Source organism: Sorangium sp. So ce1504 (assembly GCF_051521635.1).
GTDB classification, from domain to species: Bacteria; Myxococcota_A; Polyangia; order Polyangiales; family Polyangiaceae; genus Sorangium; species Sorangium cellulosum_B.
Genome location: NZ_CP150365.1, coordinates 11,536,924 through 11,556,682 on the forward strand (window position 1 = coordinate 11,536,924; position 19,759 = coordinate 11,556,682).

Genomic DNA, 19,759 nt, shown 5'->3' on the forward strand with positions numbered 1-19,759 from the left:
CCGCACCGAGCGGCGCTCAGCCGCCGCCCGAGCCGCCAGCGCCGCCCGAGCCGCCAGCGCCGCCCGAGCCGCCAGCGCCGCCCGAGCCGCCACCTTCGCCGCCCGAGCCGCCGCCGCCTTCGCCACCCGAACCGCCGCCAGCGCCGCCCGAGCCGCCACCTTCGCCACCCGAGCCGCCGCCTTCGCCACCCGCGCCACCGCCGCCTCCCGCGCCCGAGGCCGTGTACGTGGGCCATTCCTCCGGAACTCCCGGCTGTTCAGGCGCGGCCCTGCACACCCCGGGCTCGCTCTCGGCGTCGCCCGGCGGCTCGCTCGACGCAGACGGCGGGTTCGGCAGGCAGGCCCTCGATCCTTCCGGCGTGGCGTCGACGATCGCGGCGTTGCGTTCGCCCGGCGCTATCGCTGCGGCACCCTGGATGTTGCCCAGCGCGACGCACGAGTAGCCGCTGCGGCAGTCGTCGTCCTCATCGCAGGTGGCCATGCAGAAGGTCCGCTCGAAGCGCGGCCAGCGGACGTTCTCGAGCTCGCTGCACGCCGGCTCGATCACCGGGTTGAACGCGACACAGACGCTGCTCCCGGAGCAGCTGTCCGGCTCGCAGTTGAAGACCGTGCAGTAGCCGCCAGGCTGCGTCCCATCGCAGAGGAGCTGCTGCTCTGCCTGCACGCAATCGAGCGACGAGGTGCACGGATCGCCGATCTGGGGGCCACATCCGGCGAGCAGCGAGGATGCGCCAAGGAAGGCGAGCAGGAGGGCGGGCTCGGTGAGGCGGAGCATCGAGGAGGCCGCTTAGTACCGGCAGGGGCGCCCGCGCGCAAGCGTAGGCCCACGACGCCCAGACGCCGTCCCGGAACCGGCGCTGGCTTCCGCCCGAATTGACACCTTGCGGTCAGGCCTCTACAAACGAGCGGACCGGGGTGACCCCGGAGAACGAAGCGAAGGCCATGGCGACTTACATCACCGAAGACTGCATCAACTGCGGCGCCTGCGAGCCGGAATGCCCGAACGAAGCCATCAGCGAGGGCGACGAGATCTATGTGATCGATCCGGAGCTCTGCACCGAGTGCGTCGGCTTCTATGATCACGAAGCGTGCCAGGCCGTGTGCCCGGTCGAGTGCTGCCTGCCCAACCCGCAGATCGTGGAGACCGAGGAGGTCCTCATCGCACGCGCCGTCCGGCTGCACCCCGACGATGGGGAGCTGAAGAAGCGGGCCGCCGCCAACGATTACCCCTCGCGCTTCCGCAAGTAGCGCGCCTCTTCGCGCACCATCGCGTCGCCTCTCCGGCCGCGCTTCCCATGCCTCCGTCGGCACCGTCGGTTCAATGCGGCGCCCGGGTCACACCGTGATCCGGCGCTGGGCCGCAGTGGTTCTCGCGGGTGCCTGCGCGGGCTGCCATGGCAGCGGTCCGCTGCTCCACCCGGCGCACGTCCTCCGTCCCGGCGCCGTGCGCCTCGGCGGCGGCCTGTCGGGTGACATGGTCGTCGCCGGAGCGGCGGACGCAGGGGCGAGCGCCACAGGCCCGGCGACGGCGGAGGGCGCCGCGCGGCGAAAGCTCTCCGAGATCACCGTGTCGCCCGGCGTCGCACCCTGGGCCAGCGCCCGCGTCGGGATCGAGGGCGAGAACGAAGCGGGGCTGACGTACACGGGGCGAGCCATCCGGCTCGACGGGCGCCACGCATTCCCGCTCGGCGACGCGGCCCTGTCGATCGGCCTCGGCGCCTCGGCGTTGCTCGCGGGCGGGCCGGGCCCCAGCGCAGAAGGGATCGACGTCCACGGCGCAGGGCTCGACGTCCCTCTCCTGCTCGGCTTCCGGTCGGACGCGGATCTCTACGCGCTCTGGTTCGGTCCCCGGCTCGGCTTCGAGCTCCTCGGCGGCGAGGTGCGGCTGCCCGCCGCCGGAGCGGCGCTCCGAGGACCGCTCGTCGACGCGTCGGGCCAGCATCTCCAGCTCGGGTTCGTGCTGGGCATCCGCGCGGGCTTCCGCCATGTGCACGTCGCGGTCGAGGCCACCGCGACCTACCACCACGCCGAGGGCGAGATCGCCGGCGATCCGGTCGCCATCGATCAGGGCACCGTCGCCCCGGGCGGCGGCCTCACGGTCACCTTCTGACACGGTCGAAACAAACGCAACGACGTTGCAACGTCGGCAAACGCCACGTTCGGAGCGTTCCCAGACGTAACCAAACGTAACAGGGCGTGACGAGCCGCGGCAAAGCGCGGCAAAGCGCAACAAAACGTAGCAAAACCTAGCAAAACGTAATGAGACGGATTCCCTGCCATTTTCGGTGGCAAGCACAGGCGCTTGCCCGGCCGGAGGACCCGTCTTAGACTCGGATCTATGCGTCCCCACGGCGCCCTCGCCGCTTCATGCCTGCTCGCCGGTGCAGCTCTCGTCGGCTGTTCGGCGCCTGTCGCGGGCGACGCGACGGAGGTCAACGGGGTGGTCACCCAGGGGGTCGTGCGCGTCGAGCGCGCGATCAACCTGAGCCGGGACGCCGCCGTGGCCGCCACCCCCGGTGAGCTCGACGAGGCCGCGCAGCCGAGCGCGGGCGCCGAGGGGGCGGGGGCGGTCACGAACGTGCTGGCGAAGTTCATGCGGCTCTCGTCCGCGATGGATCCCGAGCTCGCCGAGGGGGCCGTCGGGAAGCCGTTCGTCCTCCCCTCCGCCGGCAGCTGCATGGTCCTCTCGCCCGCCGCCGACGACGAGGCGAGCAACTTCAGCTCGCTCAGCCCGATCGAGCTCCTCGACGCGGGCGACGTGACGATGAAGACCGAGAGCACCGAGATGCCGCTCGCCGCCCGCGCGTTCCCGGACGTGGGCGCCCTGGTCTTCGGCGTGTTCTACACGTCGCGCGACGCCACCAGCGATCTGCCTGCGCCGGCGCGGTACGTGTTCGAGAGCTCCGGCTCGGGGCAGCTCGACCGGTTCGCGTTCGAGGCCGATGCCCCCGCGGGTCCCGAGGAGGTGCGCATCGGCGACGCCGAGCTGGCCGACGGCGTCGATCTCGACGCAGGGGTCGGCGCGGTCGTGCAGTGGCGCGCGGACGAGGGCGGCGAGGCCGGCCGGACGCGGGACATCATCTACGTCGACGTGACCTCGGCCCACGGCGCGACCGTGCGGTGCGCGTTCAAGGACACCGGGCGGGGCGTGATCCCGGGCTCCTTGCTGGATCCCTCGACGCTCGGGCCTCTGCCGGCGAACGCGACGCTCGCCGTGCACCGGACGCGGCAGGTGCCGTTCAACACCTCGGGGATCGACCTCGGCGAGGTGCGCTTCGACCTCTCCGTGAACGGCCGAGCGCGCATCGCCGCGCGCTGACGGCGCTCCGACAGACATCGGCGTGGCGTACGAGGATCTGCGACGTCGCGCGGCCGAGCTCGCCGCGATCGGGCAGCGCGATCGCGGCACGGCGCTCCTCGCGGCGGCCGGAGATCACGCGGGCGCCTCCGAGCTGCTCGAGCGCGTCTGCGACTTCGCCGGCGCGGCCCAGGAGGCGCTGGCAGCCGGGGACCCGGCCCGCGCCGCGCTGATGGCCGCGCTCGGCGGCGACGAGGCGCTCGCGCGCGAGGCGCTCGAGCGGATCGCCGCCACGTCGCCCCGGGACGCCGCGCTGCGCGTCGCCGCCGACCTCGCGGCGCGCGGGTTCTCGCGCCACGCGGGCGCGCTGTTCGCGGCGCTCGGCGCTCACGCGGCGGCCGCGGAGGCGTTCACCGCGGCCCACGACGCGTGCCGCGCCGCCGAGAGCTTCGAGCTCGCCGGCCGCCCCGCCGACGGCGCGCGGGTGCTCGAGGCCGCGCTCCGCCGCCGCCCGGGCGACGCGGCGGCGTGGCTCGCGCTGGGTGAGCTGCTCGCGCGCCACGGCCGCACGGAGGCCGCCGTGCGCGCGCTGCAGCAGCTGCCGCCCGCCGCCGCCGAGCGGGCCCGCGCGCTGCCGCTGCTCGGCCGCTGCCTGAGCGAGCTCGGGCTCGAGGACGCCGCGCGGACCGTCCGCGACGAGCTCGCCCGGCTCGAGCCGCCCGGCCAGGAGGCGCTCTCGTCGCGAGGCGCCGCTCCCGGCAGCGCCGCCGCGGGACCTCCTCCTGCGGGCCCCGCGCCCGTCGGGCCGCTCCTCTTCGGGCGCTACGAGACCCTGCGCGAGGTCACGGCCACGCCCCACGCGCGCGTGGTGGAGGCGCGCGACCGGATCACGGCGGAGCGCGTCGCCGTGAAGATCTTCGCGGGCGCGGCGTTCGGAGCGGGCCGCGACGCGCTCCTCCGGTTCGAGCGCGAGGCGCGCGCCCTCGCCCAGCTCCGGCACCCGAACGTCGTCGCGCTCCGCGCGTACCACCCCGAAGGGCCGGCGATGGTGCTCGCCTGGATGACGGGCGGGTCCCTGATCGAGCGGCTGCGGGGGGATCCGGTCACGCCCGCGCGCGCCGTCGAGATCGCGGGCGCGCTCCTGTCCGCGCTCGGCGAGGCGCACCGCCTCGGCATCCTCCACCGCGACGTGAAGCCGAGCAACGTGCTCTTCGACGAGATCGGGACGGCTCACCTCGCGGATTTCGGCGCGGCGCACCTCGGGGATCTCTCGTCCACCGCCACGGCGGGCGCGATCGGGACGTTCGCGTACATGTCGCCGGAGCAGCGCATGGGCCGACCGGCGACGCTGGCGAGCGATCTGTACGGCGTCGGCGCGGTGCTCGCCGAGCTGCTCACCGGAGAGCCGCCCGCCCCCGCCGTGCGCGGGCGGCTCGATCCCGCGCCGAGCGAGGTCCATCCGGACCTCACGGCGGCCCACGACGCGGCCGTGGCGGCGCTGCTCGCGGAGGACCCCGCCGCGCGGCCGGGCGACGCGTTCGAGGCGCGGCGCGCGATCACCGCGATGGCCTGGCCAGAGCGCCCGCGGCCGCGGCGGTCGCGCGCGAGCGGCCGGCCCCGATCGAGCGACGCGCCGCCCGCCACGGCGGCGCGGCTCGCGGCGACCCTGGAGGTCGGCGACGGCCGGGACACGGAGGGGCGCTGGCACGACGCCTGGATCGATCGCGACGTCCTCGTGCTGCAGCTCGACGACGCGACCCTCGCCCGGGCCCGGGCCTTCGCGCGCGCCGGCCACGCGGCCTTGACGTCCGTCCTCCGGGTCGATCTCGCCAGCGGCGAGGTCTGGGTGGCGCTGCCCCAGGGCCGCGCGCTCGCCGACGAGGCGCGCGCGCTGACCAGGGCCCAGCGCGCGCGCCTCGGCGAGGCCATCGCGGCGCTCCACGCGGCCGGAGGCGCGCACGGGTGCATCGACAGCCAGCACCTCTACGTCCACGACGGCGAGCTCACGCTGGCCTACCCGCGCGAGGCTCCCGGCGACGTGGAGGAGCTTGCGGCGCGGGATCTCGCGGCGCTCCAGGAGCTCGACAGGAACGCGCTGGACGAGCTCTAGCTCGATGAACCAGGGCGGAGGCGGCGCCACACGCGAGGCCCGCGATGCGCGGGCGCGGGGGCGTCCGGAGCGCCGGCTCAGTTCGGCGGAGACGGGGCGGGCGGCGGCGGCGAGATGCGCCCGCCGGGCGAGGTGCAGGCGCCCCCGTATTCGTCGCGCTTGGTGATGTCGTAGCAGCAGTAACCGTCGTCGTACTCGGGCTCGCTGTCGACCGACTCGACCTCGCCGCCGCACGAGTCGCTTCCGAAATAGGCGAGCGCCTCTTCCTGGGAGGGGCATGCCCCTTCGATCTCGGTCCATTCGAAGCACCCGACCTTGTCGCACCCCGTGGTCGCGAGGGTGAGCGCCAGGGCTGCGAGCTGGAGGGCCCGGACCGGACAACGCGCGAGGGCCGAACGGATCGTCGAGATCATGGATTCTCCCGGACACACGGGCGCTGCGCGCGCCCCGAGCAAGCATACTCCGGTTCGGACGAAGCCGGCTGCCCCGGAGAGGATCGAGCAGGCTCGCGTCGCGCGGCGGCGTGCGCCTCGCGTCGCCTCGCCGCGCGGCGCGGCGGACGCCGCGCCTTCTGGTCGATCAGGACCGGGTGGAGTACACGACAGCATGACGACCGGAGAGCAGGGGGCCCGGGTGGTGCGCGCGCCGCGGGGAAGCGAGCGGAGCTGCAAGGGGTGGATCCAGGAGGCCGCGCTCCGGATGCTCCACAACAACCTCGATCCGGAGGTCGCGGAGCGCCCCGACGATCTCGTGGTCTACGGCGGCACCGGGAAGGCGGCGCGATCGTGGGAGGCGTTCGACGTGATCGTCCGCGAGCTCCGGGAGCTCGCGGACGACGAGACGCTCCTCGTGCAGTCGGGCAAGGCGGTGGGCCGCTTCCGCACGCACCCGGACGCTCCCCGCGTGCTCCTCGCGAACTCGAACCTCGTGGGCCGGTGGGCGACGTGGGACGAGTTCCGCCGGCTCGAGGCGCTCGGCCTGACGATGTACGGGCAGATGACCGCGGGCTCCTGGATCTACATCGGCTCACAGGGGATCGTTCAGGGCACCTTCGAGACGTTCGTCGCCGCGCGGAAGGCGCACGCGGCGCGCGCCCCGGGCGGTGGGCGCTGGGTGCTCACCGCGGGGCTCGGCGGCATGGGCGGCGCGCAGCCGCTCGCCGCGACCATGGCGGGCATGGCCTGCCTCGGCGTCGAGATCGACCCGGCGCGCATCGAGAAGCGGCTCCGCACCCGCTACGTCGACGAGCGCATCGACGATCTCGACCGCGCCCTCGACGCCGTCCTCGAGAGCGTCCAGCGCGGGGCGCCGCGCTCGATCGCCCTCTGCGGCAACGCCGCCGACGTCTACCCGGAGCTCGTGCGCCGCGGCGTCACGCCCGACCTCGTCACCGAGCAGACCGCGGCGCACGATCCGCTCGTCGGCTACGTCCCGCCGGGGCTCACGCTCGAGCAGGCGGCGGAGCTCCGCGCCCGCGATCCCGGGGTGTACGTCGCGCGCGCGAAGGCGGGGATGCGGAGGGAGGTCGAGGCGATGCTCGCGATGCAGCGGCGCGGGGCCGAGGTCTTCGACTACGGCAACAACATCCGCACCTGCGCGATGGAGGCGGGCGCCGAGGACGCGTTCGCGATCCCCGGCTTCGTGCCGGCGTACGTGCGGGAGCTGTTCTGCCAGGGCAAGGGCCCGTTCCGGTGGGTCGCGCTCTCGGGCGATCCCGAGGACATCCTCGCCACCGACCGCGCGGTGCTCGAGGCGGTCCCGGGCGACGCCGATCTCCGCCGCTGGATCGAGCTCGCGGAGCAGAAGATCGCGTTCCAGGGGCTCCCGTCGCGGATCTGCTGGCTCGGCTATGGCGATCGCGCGAAGGTCGGGCTCGCCTTCAACGAGCTCGTCCGGACCGGCCGGGTGAAGGCGCCGATCGTGATCGGGCGCGACCACCTCGACTGCGGGTCGGTCGCGTCGCCGTTCCGGGAGACGGAGGCGATGAAGGACGGCTCCGACGCGATCGCCGACTGGGCGATCCTCAACGCGCTCGCGAACACGGCGGGCGGCGCGTCGTGGGTGAGCTTCCACCACGGCGGCGGCGTCGGGATCGGCAACTCGCTGCACGCCGGGATGGTGATCGTCGCCGACGGCACCGAGGCCGCTCGGCAGAGGCTCGAGCGGGTGCTCACCATCGATCCGGGGATGGGGATCATCCGGCACGCCGACGCGGGCTACGAGACGGCGTGCCGCGTGGCGGAGGAGAAGGGCGTCCGGGTGCCGCACCGGGCAGGGTGACCGGCTCCGCCGCGCCCTCGAGGGCGCGCAGCCGCGCGATCTCCTCCATGTAGCCGCGCCGCTCCTTCGCGAGCGGCGGCAGCTCGATCACCGCCGGCACGCGCGCGAGCCGCGCGTCGTTCGTGAGGCGCCAGAACGGCGCGAGCCCCATCTCCCCGTCGCCGACGCGCTCGTGCCGATCGACCCGCTGACCGAGCGCCGCCTTCGAGTCGTTCACGTGCATGCACCGCAGCCGATCCAGCCCGAGCAGCCGGCCGAAGTCGCTCCAGAACCGCTCGTAGCCGGCCTCGCTCCGGAGGTCGTGCCCCGCCGCGAAGGCGTGCTGCGTGTCGATGCAGACCCCGAGCCGCGACCCCTCCGGCCCGGCGCGCTCGATCATCGCGGCGACCTGATCGACGCGGTGGCCGAGGGTCGACCCCTGCCCGGCCGTGTTCTCGATGCACAGCTGCGCGCGGAGCCCCTTCCCGCGAGAGAGCACGATCGACAAGCTCTCGCCGATGCGGTCGAGGCCGACCTCCTCGCCGAGGCTGCGGGGCGCGCCCGGATGGAACACCACGAAGTCGATCCCGAGCGCGTCGCACCGCGCGAGCTCCTGGAACAGCGCTTCCCGCGAGCGCTCGAGGATCGCGGCGTCGTCGGCGCACAGGTTGATGAGGTAGCTCGCATGGGCGAGCGTCCGGCCCGCGCCGGCCCAGGCCGCGCGCGCGGCGCGAAACGCGGCGATCTGCTCCGCGCTCAGCGCCGGCTCCCGCCACTGGCCCGAGACCTTGGTGAAGATCTGCACCGCCTCGCAGCGGTCCTCCCCCGCCAGCGCGATCGCGCGGTGAAGGCCGCCAGCCACGGACTCGTGCGCGCCGAAGATCATGGGCCGCACTGCTTGGGGCGCTTCCCCGCCGCCGGCAAGGCATTGCCCCGAGCCCACCCGATCTGCCACGGCCCCCGTCATCCGCGCGCCACCGCGCGCCACCGCGCGCTCCCACGCGCTCTCACGCATGAAGGCAACGCCCGGGCCGCCTCGTCCGTCCCCTTGGGACGACGCCGATTCCGCGAACAAATCGAGCAAACCGTATGCCGGGAGGGCGCGAACCCCGGTTCGCGGCACCTCACCCTTGACGCGTTCCTGCCCAGGCGCGAATTGAGCGGCCTTCCTGGAGTCTCGATGAGCCATATGGGTGTTACGAACGGGGCCGGAGCCGGAGAGGCAGTGCCGGGGTCGCCGGGTGGGGCCAAGGGCGAGGAAACCGCGGCGGCCCCGCCGCTGGTGCCGTCGCACGTGCTCTCGGGCAAGCGGCTCGTGGTGGTCGGAGGGACCGGCTTCCTCGGCAAGGTCTGGCTGGCCATGCTGCTCGCGAGGTTCCCGGAGATCGCCCACATCTACCTGCTCGTCCGGGCCAAGGAGAACCAGTCGCCGGAGGAGCGCTTCTGGTCGCAGATCGTGACCTCGCCGGTCTTCGACCCGATCCGCGAGCAGTACCCCGGGCCCGCCTTCGAGGAGTACCTGCGGCAGAAGATCACGCCCATGAACGGCAACGTCGGCCTGCCGCTGCTCGGGCTGGGCGACCGCGTGGGGGAGCTCACGGGCACGATCGCCGCGGTCGTGAACGTGGCCGGCGTCGTCGACTTCAACCCGCCGCTCGACGAGGCGCTCGAGGTCAACGCGTTCGGCATCAGCAACCTCGTCGAGCTCGCGCGGACCCTCGGGGCCAAGGTGATGCACACGAGCACCTGCTTCGTCGCAGGCTACCGCTCCGGGCTCATCGAGGAGAACCACCCGGCCGAGATCCCCTTCCCCCGCGCCGCGGGCGAGACGTGGTTCGGCGCCGCCTGCCCGAAGCGGACCCTCGATCGGTCGCACTGGGATCCGCAGCGCGAGATCAGCGAGTGCCTCGACCTCGTGCAGCAGGCGCGCCAGCGGTGCGAGGACGCCTTCCGGCAGAGCGCCTTCCTCGACGAGGCCAAGGCCAACCTGGCCGCGCGCAGCGAGCCGTGCCGGGGCAGCGCGCTCGAGAACGAGCTCGCCAGGGTGAAGCGCAAGTTCATCAAGGACCGGCTCATCGAGGCCGGCAAGGAGCGCGCGCTCTTCTGGGGGTGGACCAACATCTACACCTACACGAAGAGCATCGGCGAGCAGGTCCTCGCGAGCTCCGGGCTGCCCTTCACCATCGTCCGCCCCGCCGTCGTCGAGACCGCCGTCGAGTTCCCGTTCACCGGCTGGAACGAGGGGATCAACACCTCGGCGCCGTACCTCTACCTCGCCTCGAAGGGGCAGGTGCAGTTCCCGGGCGACCACGACGTGCGGCTCGACCTCATCCCGGTCGACATGACCGCGAGCGGCATGATCGCCTCGCTCTGCGAGCTCATCGAGGGCCGCGCGCCCGCGGTGTACCAGTACGGATCGACCGACACGAACGGCTGCCGGGTAACGCGCTACCTGGAGCTCGCCGGGCTCTACAAGCGGCGGCAGGTGTTCGAGGGAAAGAAGACCTCGCTCTTCGACGTCGTGTCGTCCCGCTTCGAGCCGCGCGGGCTGACCCGGCAGCAGTACGGCGCGCACGGCGCGCGGGCCATCGAGGGCGCGCTCCGCGGCCTGGGCGGCCTGCTCAAGACGGCGAGCGTCGGCCCCGCCGCGGCCCTCCTCAAGCCGGCGGCGGCCGCGCTCGAGAACGCCGCCAGGACCGAGCAGAAGACGGCCACGCTCCTCGAGGTCTTCATGCCGTTCGTCGCGGAGGGCGACTGGATCTACTCCTGCGCCAACACGCGCGCGGCGATGGCCCGCATGCCCCCCGAGGAGCGGGCGCGCTTCGTCTGGGCGCCCGAGAAGATCGACTGGCGCGACTACATCTGGAACGTCCACCTCCCCGGCCTGGAGAAGTGGGCCTTCCCGCTCATGGAGGAGATGCTCCGCCGGGAGATCAAGCCGCTCCGGCCCTACGACAGCCTGGTCGACCTGCTCGACGAGGTCGCCGAGCGCTTCGATCACGCGCTCTCGGTGCAGCGGTTCGAGCAGGACGGGCTCTCGCGCACGAGCTACCGCGAGCTCCGCGACGCGGCCTGCATGACCGCCGCGCGCCTCGCCGCGCTCGGCGTCCGCCGCGGCGATCGCGTGGCGCTCTCCGGCGCGAACCAGCCGGCGTGGCCCGTCGCCTACTTCGGCATCCTCCGCGCAGGCGCTGTCGCCGTCCCGATCGATCCCGGGCTCGACGCGAAGGCGTTCGCGGACGTCCTCCGCTCGTCGACAGCGAAGGTCGTCCTCTGGGACAGCGGCGTGGAGCAGAAGCTCGGCGCCGACATGCGCGCGGCGCTGCCGAACCTGGTCGCCTTCGACATGGTCGGGTTCGCCGAGGGCCAGGTGCCCGACCTGGGCCCGGCGTCCGGCGACGGGCTCGCGCCCCCGGACGTGCGCGTGGGCAGCCAGGACGTCGCGAGCGTCGTCTACACGAGCGGCACGACCGGGGAGCCGAAGGGCGTGCTGCTCACGCACGGCAACTTCACGGCGCTGCTGGCCTCGCTGGCGCCGCTGTTCCCGCTCAAGGCGAGCGACCGCGTGCTCAGCGTGCTGCCGCTCCACCAGACCTTCGAGGTCACCTGCGGCCTGCTCCTGCCGCTGTCGCAGGGCGCGCGGATCATCTACCTCGACGAGGTCTCGGCCGATCGGGTGAGCGACGGGCTGAAGAAGGCGCGCGTCACGGCGATGGTCGGCGTGCCCGCGCTCTGGCAGATGCTGGAGCGCCAGATCGTCACCAGGGTGAAGGAGCAGGGGCCCGCCGCGGCCACCGCGTTCAGCTGGGCCATGGAGCTGAACCGCATGCTCGGCAAGCGCCTGGGCCTGAACGCGGGGCGCCTCTTCTTCGGCAGCGTCCACGACGCGCTCGGCGGCAACGTCCGCTTCCTCATCTCGGGCGGCGCGGCGCTCCCCAGGGACACGGCCGCCGTGTTCAAGGGGCTCGGCCTGCCGCTCGCCGAGGGCTACGGCCTGACCGAGGCGGCGCCGCTCCTGACCGTCACCAAGCCCTCGCCGGCGGCGAGCCCGGGGAACGTCGGCAAGCCGATCCCCGGGGTGAAGATCAAGATCGCGAACCCGGACGCGAACGGCGTCGGCGAGGTGCTCGCGCGCGGCCCCAACGTCATGAAGGGCTACGCCGACGACCCGGAGGCGACCCAGGCGGCCCTCGACGCGGACGGGTGGCTCCGCACGGGCGATCTCGGCAAGCTCGACAAGCAAGGGCGGCTCGTCCTCGTCGGCCGGCAGAGCGAGGTCATCAGCGCGGCGAAGGGCGAGAACCTGTACCCGGCCGACATCGAGCGAATGCTCGGCAAGGTCGAGCACGTCAAGGAGCTCGCCATCGTCGGGATCGACAACGGCCGCGGCGGCGAGCAGGTCGCCTGCCTCGCCGTCCCCACGGCGCCGGGCGCGAAGGGCGGCGAGGGCGACGCGGCGCTCGCGCGGGCCACGCAGCACGAGCGCGCGCTCGACGCGCTCCGGACGGCGATCCAGGCGCTGCCCAAGCCGTGCCACCCCATGGCCGTCCACCTCGACGACGCCGACCTGCCCCGCACCGCGTCCGGTCAGGTGAAGCGCTCCGAGGTGAAGGCGATCGTCACGCGCCTCGCCGCCGAGGCCGGCGCGGGCGCGGCGGCCGTCGCGCAAGACGCCGGCGCGGCGACCGCAGAGCCGAAGGCGCACGGCGTGGGCGACGAGCCGATCCACATCCCCCGCCCGGTGGCCGACTTCGCCAAGCACTGGATGAACAAGGTCCAGTCCGGCTTCTACGGGAACGTCATGAGCCCGAAGGTCTACGGGCGCGCGTTCATCCCGCACAACCGCAACACGATCGTCGTCTCGAACCACGCGAGCCACCTCGACATGGGCCTCGTGAAGTTCGCGCTGGGCAGCTACGGAGACGGCCTCGTCTCGCTGGCCGCCCAGGACTACTTCTTCGAGGGCAACCGCTGGCGGCGCGCCTACTTCGAGAACCTCACGAACCTCGCGCCCTTCGACCGCAAGGGCGGCCTCCGCACGGCGCTGCGCCAGACCGGCGACATCCTGGATCGCGGGCGGACCGTGCTCCTCTTCCCGGAGGGCACGCGCAGCCCCGACGGCGGCATCCTCGAGTTCAAGCCGGCGATCGGGCACCTCGCGCTCACGCACAACGTCGACATCCTGCCCCTCTACCTGGGCGGCACCTTCGAGGCGCTCCCCAAGGGGCGCACCGTCCCGATCCGCCGCGACCTCGTCGCGCGCATCGGGCCGCCGCTCGCGATCGGCGACCTCCGGCGGCTCACCGCCGGGATGAAGTACGCGGTGGCCTGCCGCAAGGTCGCGGAGCTCACGCAGCTCGCCGTCATCAAGCTCAAGGAGGGCGGCGCCCTGGATCTGAGCCGGGTCGAGAGCATCGATCAGGCCGCCACCACCGCCAAGGAGCACCCGCTCACGGTCCTGTTCCGCGAGCTCGAGTCGAAATACGTGGCGGGGCGGGTCACCCAGCCGATCACCTACTACGTGACGCTCGGCACGGAGGACGAGGCGAAGTGGACGCTGCGGATCGACGCGGCCAGCTGCGAGGCGCGGATCGGTAAGCCAAGCCAGCAAGCGGACTGTGTCCTCAAGACCACGCCCGAGATATTCACCAAGATCGTCCGCGAGGCCTACACACCGAGCCCGATGGAGTTCATGACGGGCCTCGTGAAATCGAACGACATCTCCCTCCTGCAGACCTTCCAGAAGGTTTTCGACCTCGCATGAGCCGCTATCTCGTCACCGGCGCGACCGGTTTCCTGGGATCGCACCTCGTCACGGCGCTCCGTGGGGGTGGCCATGACGTGGTGGCGCTCTGCCGGGCAGAGGCGCCCGCGCTCGCCGCGCAGGGCGTGGAGCTTCGCCGCGGAGACATCCTCGACGCGGCGTCGGTGCGCGGCGCCGCCGAGGGCTGCGACGGGGTCTTCCACTGCGCCGGGCGCGTCTCGCGGCGCCGCGAGGACGCCGAGGCGCTCTACCGGACGCACGTCGAGGGGACCAAGATCACCCTCGACGCCTGCCGCGACGCCGGGGTGAAGCGCGCGGTGATCGCGAGCACGAGCGGCGTCGTCGCGGTCAGCAAGGACCCGAGCGATGTCCGCGACGAGACGGCGGCGACGCCGATCGACCTCATCGCCGGCTGGCCCTACTACCGCTCGAAGCTGTACGCCGAGCGCGCGGCGTTCGATCGCAGCGGGCCCGGCTTCGAGGTCCTCGCCGTCAACCCGAGCATCCTGCTCGGCCCGGGCGACGTCCACGGCGCCTCGACCGGCGACATCGTGAGCTTCCTCGAGCGCCGGCTCCCCTTCACCCCCGCGGGCGGCCTCTCCTTCGTCGACGCCCGCGACGCGGCCCAAGGCATGGCGCTGGCGATGGACAAGGGCCGCCCGGGCGAGCGCTACCTGCTCGGCGCCGCCAACATGAGCCTGGAGGTCTTCTTCCGCCGCCTCGCGCGCATCTCGGGCGTCCCGGCCCCCGCCCTGCGGCTGCCGCGGAGCATCGCGCTCGCGAAGGCGGGCGCGCACCTCATCGAGCAGGCGCGGAAGCGGCTGCCGTTCGATCTGCCGGTCGATCCGGTGTCGGCCGAGATGGGCCAGCACTTCTGGTACCTCGACGCGACGAAGGCCCGGCGCGAGCTCGGCTGGACGCCGCGCGACCCGCTCGAGACCCTCGCGGACACCGTCGCCGATCTGCGCGCCCGCGGCGTGGTCTGGCCGCAAGCGTAGGCGGCGCGCGGCGCGCGGCCTCGTCGCGCCGGGCCAATCCCGGCTCAGATGGCCCGGCGGAGCGGGGTCGGCGGGAACAGGTCCTTCATGTCGAGCGGGAGCTGACCGCGGAACCCCTCGATCTCCCCCGCGGACACGCTGTCCGCGACGGCCTCGCAGATCGCCTGCAGCACGAAGCCGGCGGCCTCGCGGTCCATGCGCAGCTCGCGCGCGACGTCGGCCTCGATGGTCGCCGTCGTGATGCGCTTGTCCGGCCCGTCGAGGAACGGCTCGAGCGACGGGTGGAGCTTCGAGGGCAGCTGCGCGACGAGGTGCCGCGCCTCCTGGGGCGTCACCCTGCGGCAGAGGCAGCCGAGGACGATCTGCAGCGCGAGCTCCGCGCGGTCGCGCTGCTGGAGGCCGCTGTGGCGCTCGACGGCGTGGATCAGCCGGCCATAAGCGCTGTCAGCGCGCGCCTTGCGCCGGGTGAGGGCGCGCACGCGGCCGTGCGAGCGCTCCGGGCGCGCGGTCCCCTCGGGGTGCAGCGCGCCTTCCGGCTTGAACCGGGCGGCCACCTCGAGCTGCGCCTTCACGACGGAGCCGGCGGCCTCTGCGTCGATGACCCCATCGGCGAGCAGATCGTCGAGGGTCACGAGGCCGACGGGCCGCCCTTGCTCGGTCACCGGCACGCGCCGACACGCATGATCGCGCATGGTGCGCACGGCGTCGTCGATCGACGCGTCGAGCTCGAGCGTCGCGATCTCGTCGGACATGATGTCGCGCAGCATCGTGCTGCGCGCGTCGAGGTCGCCTGCCACGACCTCCAGCGCGATATCGCGGTCGGTCACGATGCCGGCGAGGCGCTGGCCGTCGTGGACCAGGACCGCGCCGACGTGGTTGTCCATCATCGCCCTCACGGCGTCATAAGCGGTCGAGCGCGGGCTAAGAACGATCATTCGCGGGCGTCGGTACTCTTCGAGCGACATGGCGAGTCCCTCCCCTGGGCAGCGCGTTCGGGGTTGTGCGTGCGTACGCCAGAGCGCGGCTAGCCAGAATGGTACCAACCGAGGCGGCGCGCGTGGCCGGCGGGTGGACGCGGCGCGCGGGATCGCCGATCGCCGCCGCGAGCGGACGAGCAAGAGCCTGGCGCGCCGCCAGCGCGAGGGGCGAAGCCGCTCGTCAGCGGATCGCGCCGCGCGCCTGCGGCGACGCACCGGCGCCGCCCGCCCCGGTGCCCAGCGCGCTGCGCGCCTGCTTGCTCGCAGGCGCGACCGGCGCGAGCCGCACCATCCGGTGCAGGAGCCCGTCGACCCGCTGCAGCCAGCCGCGCCAGGCGGCGTACTGCGCCACCGGGATGGTCGACTGATCGAGGATCACGCGCTCCTTCACCACCACGGCGTTCTTGCCGGGCACCTTCGCGAAGGAGATCGTCGCCCGCCCGAACGCGCCGCCGTTCTCGTCGCCGCCCGGGGGGAGCTCGGCGAACGCGTACCCGGGCGGGGCGGTGATCGTGATCGTCCGGTTGTGGTGCCGCGGCGCGAAGCTCGGCGGCAAGACCACCGGCAGCGTGCGCTTCACGAGCGGCGCGAGCTGCGACGTCATCGTGGACGCGCCCGAGAGCGGCACGGAGAGCTCCGCGCCCTCGCGGCGGGCGAGCCCCTCGGAGCGCGCCTCGTACTCGAGCGTCGCCGCCCCGTGCGGGAGATCGGCCTGGAACGCCACCTTGGGCTTCACGTCGACCGTCGGGAACCAGCCGTACGCGAGGTACCGCTCGACCCACTGCGCGCGCGCGTCGGCCTCCGCCAGGTTCGACCGGAGCTCGAACGCCGCGTCGCCGATGTGCCGCTCCTTCGCCGCGAGCTCGCCCGCGCCGGAGGGGAGCAGCGCGATCGTCCACGCGGCGTCGACGCCGTGATCGGCGGGCGAGCTCGCCGGCGTCTCCACGATCTTCGGCGGCCCCTCGTCGACGAACAGCGAAAGCGTGCGCGCGTCCATCGCCGGCAGCGGCCCCAGGCGGCTCTGCGGGCTCGTCGCGTCGAGCCACAGGCCCGGCGCGCCGCCCGCGCCCGGGAGGTACGCGATGCCGTGATCGAACACCGGGATCGCCGCCACCTCGCTCCGGAGCAGCGAGGGCTGGCCCGTGTAGCGCGTCTGCACCAGCACCTCCGTCGCCTCGATGCCGATCGACTTGAGCAGCGTGATGAGCAGCATCGCCTTGTCGTCGCAGTCGCCCTGGCGCCGCGCCAGGAGCTCCTGGGGGCGGTTCGGCAGCCACCACTCGCCCGACACGAAGTTCACGTACCGGATGTCGTCCGCCACGAAGTCGAAGAGCGCCCGCAGCTTTGCCTCGCGCGTGGCCTTGCCCTTGGTGAGCTCCGCGGCGAGCCGGCGGACCTGATCGTCGGGCTCCATGAAGCCGGCGACCGCGCCCCGGTACCACTCCCGGAAGTCGTGCCAGCCGTGGAACGTCGAGCCCACGACGACCGGCAGCACCTCCGCGAGGTGCGGGGCGAGCGGCTCCTCGGGCACCTCGGGCGGGTCGTCCCAGATGTACCGCGTCACCTGGCGGCCGTCCTTCTCGGACCTGAGCACCCGCTCGGCCTTGCCGTTCAGTACGTCGATCGCCAGGGGGTCGCTCGCCGGCGAGTCGACGACGACCTCGTTGTAGAGGATCGGCCGCGTGTCGGTCGAGCCGACGTAGTCGATGAAATAGAACGGCGCGTCGCCCCGGCGGCCGACAGGGCCCCGGGTCCACGAGCGCACCGCGACCTCCACCACGTCCCCCGCCTTGAGCTCGGGCCAGCGCACGAACGGCTTCTGCCCGCCCGCGCCCTGCTCGTCCGGCTGCGCCACCGTGCCGTCCTTGCGGTGGACCCGCGCGAGCAGGAGCTCCGTGTCCTCCCCCTCGGCGGGGATGTCACGCTCGTAGAGATCCTGATCGGTGCGCGGCTCGATGACGATCTCGCGCGCGTAGTGCATGAGCTGCGAGACGCGCTTGTCCGGGTGGTACGTCACGACGCGCACCCAGTGGAGCTGCCGGTCGGCCACCTCCCCCTTCTTCGCCGGGGTCTGACGTGCGCGCGAGATGAAGACGCCGGGCGCGACGAGGTGCTGCTCGTCGCGCATGCGCTGCCGGCCCGGCGCGCCGGCCGAGCCCTCGCCGAGGCGGAGCGCGAGCTCGGCCTTGAGGTAGGGATCGCCGGGCGTGAGGTCGCGCGCCCGCGCGAGCGCGGCCGTGGCCACGCGCGACGCGGCGGCCGTCGGCCGCGCGCCCCCGCCGCCCTCCCGGACCGCGGCGAGCGCCTGGAACGCGGCGGGCTGGTTCGGCGCGACCTGCGTCGCGTACGACAGCACCTCGCGCGCCCACGCGACGCGGCCCGCGTCGTGGAGCGCGCGGCCGATCCGGATGACGTCCTCGGCCGACGTCTGCTGCGCGAGCGCCCCGGCGGCCGCCACCTCCAGCGCGGCGCCGCCGTCGGGCTCGAACGCGAGCACGTAGGGCGCGCCCCGCGACTCGGGCGCGATCTCGGCGAGCCGGCGCGCGGCCCGCAGCTCGAGCGCCGGGTCCAGCCGGGCCGCGGCCGCGATCTCCTGCCAGACGACGACCGGCGTCCGGTCCTTCTGCTCGCGCTCGACCGCGAGCAGCTCCTCGAGCCCGGCCCGCGTGAGCCCCGCCGTCGCGAGCTTCTTCTTGACGAGCGCCCTGAGGACGCGCGCCTCTGGATCGCGCGCCGAGCGCAGCGGCTCCTCGCGCAGCGCGGCCGCGGCCCAGTCGACACGCTCCGAGGCGAGGTGGGCGGCGACCAGCCGGCGCTGCGCGAACGCCGCGGTGGCCCGGTCCTTCTCGGCGAGGCCCCGGGCGCGCGCGGCCTCGAGCCAGCCGCTGCGGTTCGCGCCGAACGGCGACACCCACCCCGCCAGCGCGAGCGCGTCAGCGGAGATCCCGGGCGACCGCGTCACGCGGTCGAGCAGCCCGGGCGCGCGGGGCGACCGCTGGTCGTCGGCGCCCCCGAGCGTGCGCGCCACGACGGCCGTGAGGGTCTGATCGAGCGACTGCGACGCGCCCGCGTCGAGCGCCCTGTCGAGCGCCGTCGCGACGGCGGTCGCGGCGCGCGCGCCCGGGGGCGGGGCCGGCGGCAGCTTGAGCGGCGTGAGGTCCGACGAGGTCGCGAGCGCCACGGGCCGGCGGTCCTCGTCGGTGAAGCGCACGCGGACGCGCCCCTCGTCGGCGATGGCCCCGGTGCACACCTTGAGGGCGAGCAGGTGATCGCCGGCGGGCGCCTCGATGCGCGCGGCGATGCGGTCGAGCACGAGGCGCTCGTGCGCCGCGTCGCTCGCGGCGACGTCGGCGCCGTCCCACAGGAGCCGCACGGCGCCGGTCGCGGCGACGTGGGCGAGCATCGGCTTGCGATCGAGCGCGGCCGGGACGGTCACGCGCGAGGCGAGGTACGTGCAGGTCTCGGTGCGAGGATGGATGTAAAGATCGAGCGGCACGCCGCGCGCCGTCGACGCGGCGGGCAGCACCCTGCGCCACGCGACGTCGTACACCCCCCAGGCGTAGCGGGCGCTCATGTCCGAGAAGCGCTGGCCTTCGCCCTCGGGCCCCTCGCGGAGCGCGAGCCCGCCGCCCGAGTTGTCCTGGAACGGGCCGAGGACGGCGAACGCCTTGACGAGCCCGGACGGGTCCGGGGGCGCGTCGTACGAGACGGCGCGCGCGCCCGGCCACGTCGCCGCCGGCGGCTCCGGGGCGAGCGAGGCGGCGAGCCAGCGCGCCTCATCGGCGAGCGGCGAGGAGGACGCCCCGATCTGCGCGAGGCCTTCCCGGGCGCGGCCCTGCGCGGCGCGGTCCGCGAGCGCCGCCGCGATCACGAGCCCGGCGAACGCATCGTCGCCGCCCCGCCGCGCCCGGACCAGCGCCGCGCCGAGCATCTCGTCGGGCGTCGCGGCGGTCCACCGCAGCGCCAGCACGATGGGCGCGCGCTTCTCGGACGCAGGCGCGCTGCCCGCCGCGGGCGCGCTCGCGCCCGCCTTCGCGCCCCCGGCTCGCGGCGCCGGCGCGCTGCCCGCCGTCGCGCCTCCCGGACGCGGCGACTGTGCGTTGCTCGCCGCGGGCGCGGCGATCGCGAGCAGCGCGGCGAGCCACCCGCCCCCGCGGAGCGCGCGGGCGCGCGCGCGTCGATCTCGTCCTCGTCGATCCCGTCGATCTCCCCCCGGCGAGCTGCGCTCCATCGAACCTCGCTTCCCGGCCACGGCATAGCGCGGGCCCGATCGCGGCGCGAGCGCGGCGATCACGCGCGGGTGCGGCCGCGCCGCGCGCGCCGCACCCGCGCGCCGTGCGCGAACTTGGCCGG

12 protein-coding genes are annotated in these 19,759 nt (G+C 74.0%); 7 read left to right on the top strand and 5 right to left on the bottom strand.

What is annotated here, in order from left to right:
- Positions 1-16: 16 nt before the first annotated feature.
- Positions 17-775 carry a hypothetical protein gene (locus WMF39_RS43515; protein WP_437742311.1) on the bottom strand — a complete coding sequence of 253 codons (759 nt, stop codon included), beginning with the start codon at positions 773-775 and terminating at the stop codon, positions 17-19.
- A gap of 167 nt (positions 776-942) precedes the next feature.
- On the opposite strand from WMF39_RS43515, the gene WMF39_RS43520 reads away from it, so the two are divergent.
- From WMF39_RS43520 to WMF39_RS43535, 4 genes are all read left to right on the top strand, one after another.
- The gene (locus tag WMF39_RS43520) at positions 943-1,248 is read left to right on the top strand and encodes a YfhL family 4Fe-4S dicluster ferredoxin (protein WP_012240614.1); all 306 of its coding nucleotides are present in this window, start codon (positions 943-945) and stop codon (positions 1,246-1,248) included.
- Between the two features lie 115 nt (positions 1,249-1,363).
- Positions 1,364-2,110, top strand: coding sequence for a hypothetical protein (locus WMF39_RS43525; protein WP_437742312.1), 747 nt, complete (start codon positions 1,364-1,366; stop codon positions 2,108-2,110).
- 228 nt (positions 2,111-2,338) lie between these two features.
- Positions 2,339-3,319, top strand: coding sequence for a hypothetical protein (locus tag WMF39_RS43530; RefSeq protein WP_437742313.1), 981 nt, complete (start codon positions 2,339-2,341; stop codon positions 3,317-3,319).
- Positions 3,320-3,341: 22 nt separating this feature from the next.
- A complete protein-coding gene (locus WMF39_RS43535; protein ID WP_437742314.1) occupies positions 3,342-5,408 on the top strand; it encodes a protein kinase domain-containing protein in 2,067 nt (688 codons plus the stop codon).
- Positions 5,409-5,485: 77 nt separating this feature from the next.
- Here WMF39_RS43535 and WMF39_RS43540 read toward each other — a convergent pair whose 3' ends face one another.
- Positions 5,486-5,821, bottom strand: a complete 336-nt coding sequence (locus WMF39_RS43540) for a hypothetical protein (protein WP_437742315.1) — start codon at positions 5,819-5,821, stop codon at positions 5,486-5,488.
- A gap of 193 nt (positions 5,822-6,014) precedes the next feature.
- Between WMF39_RS43540 and hutU the strand changes: the two genes are divergently transcribed.
- Positions 6,015-7,688 (top strand): urocanate hydratase, encoded by a 1,674-nt coding sequence (hutU, locus tag WMF39_RS43545; protein WP_437742316.1) that lies wholly within the window; start codon positions 6,015-6,017, stop codon positions 7,686-7,688.
- Here the strand turns inward: hutU and WMF39_RS43550 are convergent.
- On the bottom strand, positions 7,603-8,553 hold the full coding sequence (locus tag WMF39_RS43550; RefSeq protein ID WP_437742317.1) for a deoxyribonuclease IV: 951 nt from the start codon (positions 8,551-8,553) through the stop codon (positions 7,603-7,605). The two genes, hutU and WMF39_RS43550, sit on opposite strands and share 86 nt — an antisense overlap.
- A gap of 339 nt (positions 8,554-8,892) precedes the next feature.
- Between WMF39_RS43550 and WMF39_RS43555 the strand changes: the two genes are divergently transcribed.
- Both WMF39_RS43555 and WMF39_RS43560 read left to right on the top strand, forming a co-directional pair.
- Entirely contained in the window at positions 8,893-13,431 is a 4,539-nt protein-coding gene (locus WMF39_RS43555) for an AMP-binding protein (protein WP_437742318.1), read from the top strand.
- Positions 13,428-14,429 (top strand): NAD-dependent epimerase/dehydratase family protein, encoded by a 1,002-nt coding sequence (locus WMF39_RS43560; protein WP_437742319.1) that lies wholly within the window; start codon positions 13,428-13,430, stop codon positions 14,427-14,429. The genes WMF39_RS43555 and WMF39_RS43560 overlap by 4 nt, the downstream gene beginning before the upstream one ends.
- A 44-nt stretch (positions 14,430-14,473) precedes the next feature.
- Here the strand turns inward: WMF39_RS43560 and WMF39_RS43565 are convergent, their stop codons facing one another.
- Together WMF39_RS43565 and WMF39_RS43570 are read right to left on the bottom strand one after the other, a co-directional pair.
- A complete protein-coding gene (locus tag WMF39_RS43565) occupies positions 14,474-15,394 on the bottom strand; it encodes a DUF2267 domain-containing protein (protein ID WP_437742320.1) in 921 nt (306 codons plus the stop codon).
- A gap of 193 nt (positions 15,395-15,587) precedes the next feature.
- Positions 15,588-19,637, bottom strand: coding sequence for a transglutaminase-like domain-containing protein (locus WMF39_RS43570; protein WP_437742321.1), 4,050 nt, complete (start codon positions 19,635-19,637; stop codon positions 15,588-15,590).
- Between the last annotated feature and the right edge of the window lie 122 nt (positions 19,638-19,759).

What these genes read in the sequence shown, in the direction of transcription:
- WMF39_RS43520 (WP_012240614.1), top strand. Translation starts at nt 943, where the DNA reads ATGGCGACTTACATCACCGAAGACTGCATCAACTGCGGCGCCTGCGAG.
- WMF39_RS43550 (WP_437742317.1), bottom strand. Translation starts at nt 8,553, where the DNA reads ATGATCTTCGGCGCGCACGAGTCCGTGGCTGGCGGCCTTCACCGCGCG.
- WMF39_RS43565 (WP_437742320.1), bottom strand. Translation starts at nt 15,394, where the DNA reads ATGTCGCTCGAAGAGTACCGACGCCCGCGAATGATCGTTCTTAGCCCG.
- WMF39_RS43560 (WP_437742319.1), top strand. Translation starts at nt 13,428, where the DNA reads ATGAGCCGCTATCTCGTCACCGGCGCGACCGGTTTCCTGGGATCGCAC.
- WMF39_RS43540 (WP_437742315.1), bottom strand. Translation starts at nt 5,821, where the DNA reads ATGATCTCGACGATCCGTTCGGCCCTCGCGCGTTGTCCGGTCCGGGCC.
- WMF39_RS43515 (WP_437742311.1), bottom strand. Translation starts at nt 775, where the DNA reads ATGCTCCGCCTCACCGAGCCCGCCCTCCTGCTCGCCTTCCTTGGCGCA.
- hutU (WP_437742316.1), top strand. Translation starts at nt 6,015, where the DNA reads ATGACGACCGGAGAGCAGGGGGCCCGGGTGGTGCGCGCGCCGCGGGGA.
- WMF39_RS43530 (WP_437742313.1), top strand. Translation starts at nt 2,339, where the DNA reads ATGCGTCCCCACGGCGCCCTCGCCGCTTCATGCCTGCTCGCCGGTGCA.
- WMF39_RS43570 (WP_437742321.1), bottom strand. Translation starts at nt 19,637, where the DNA reads ATGGAGCGCAGCTCGCCGGGGGGAGATCGACGGGATCGACGAGGACGA.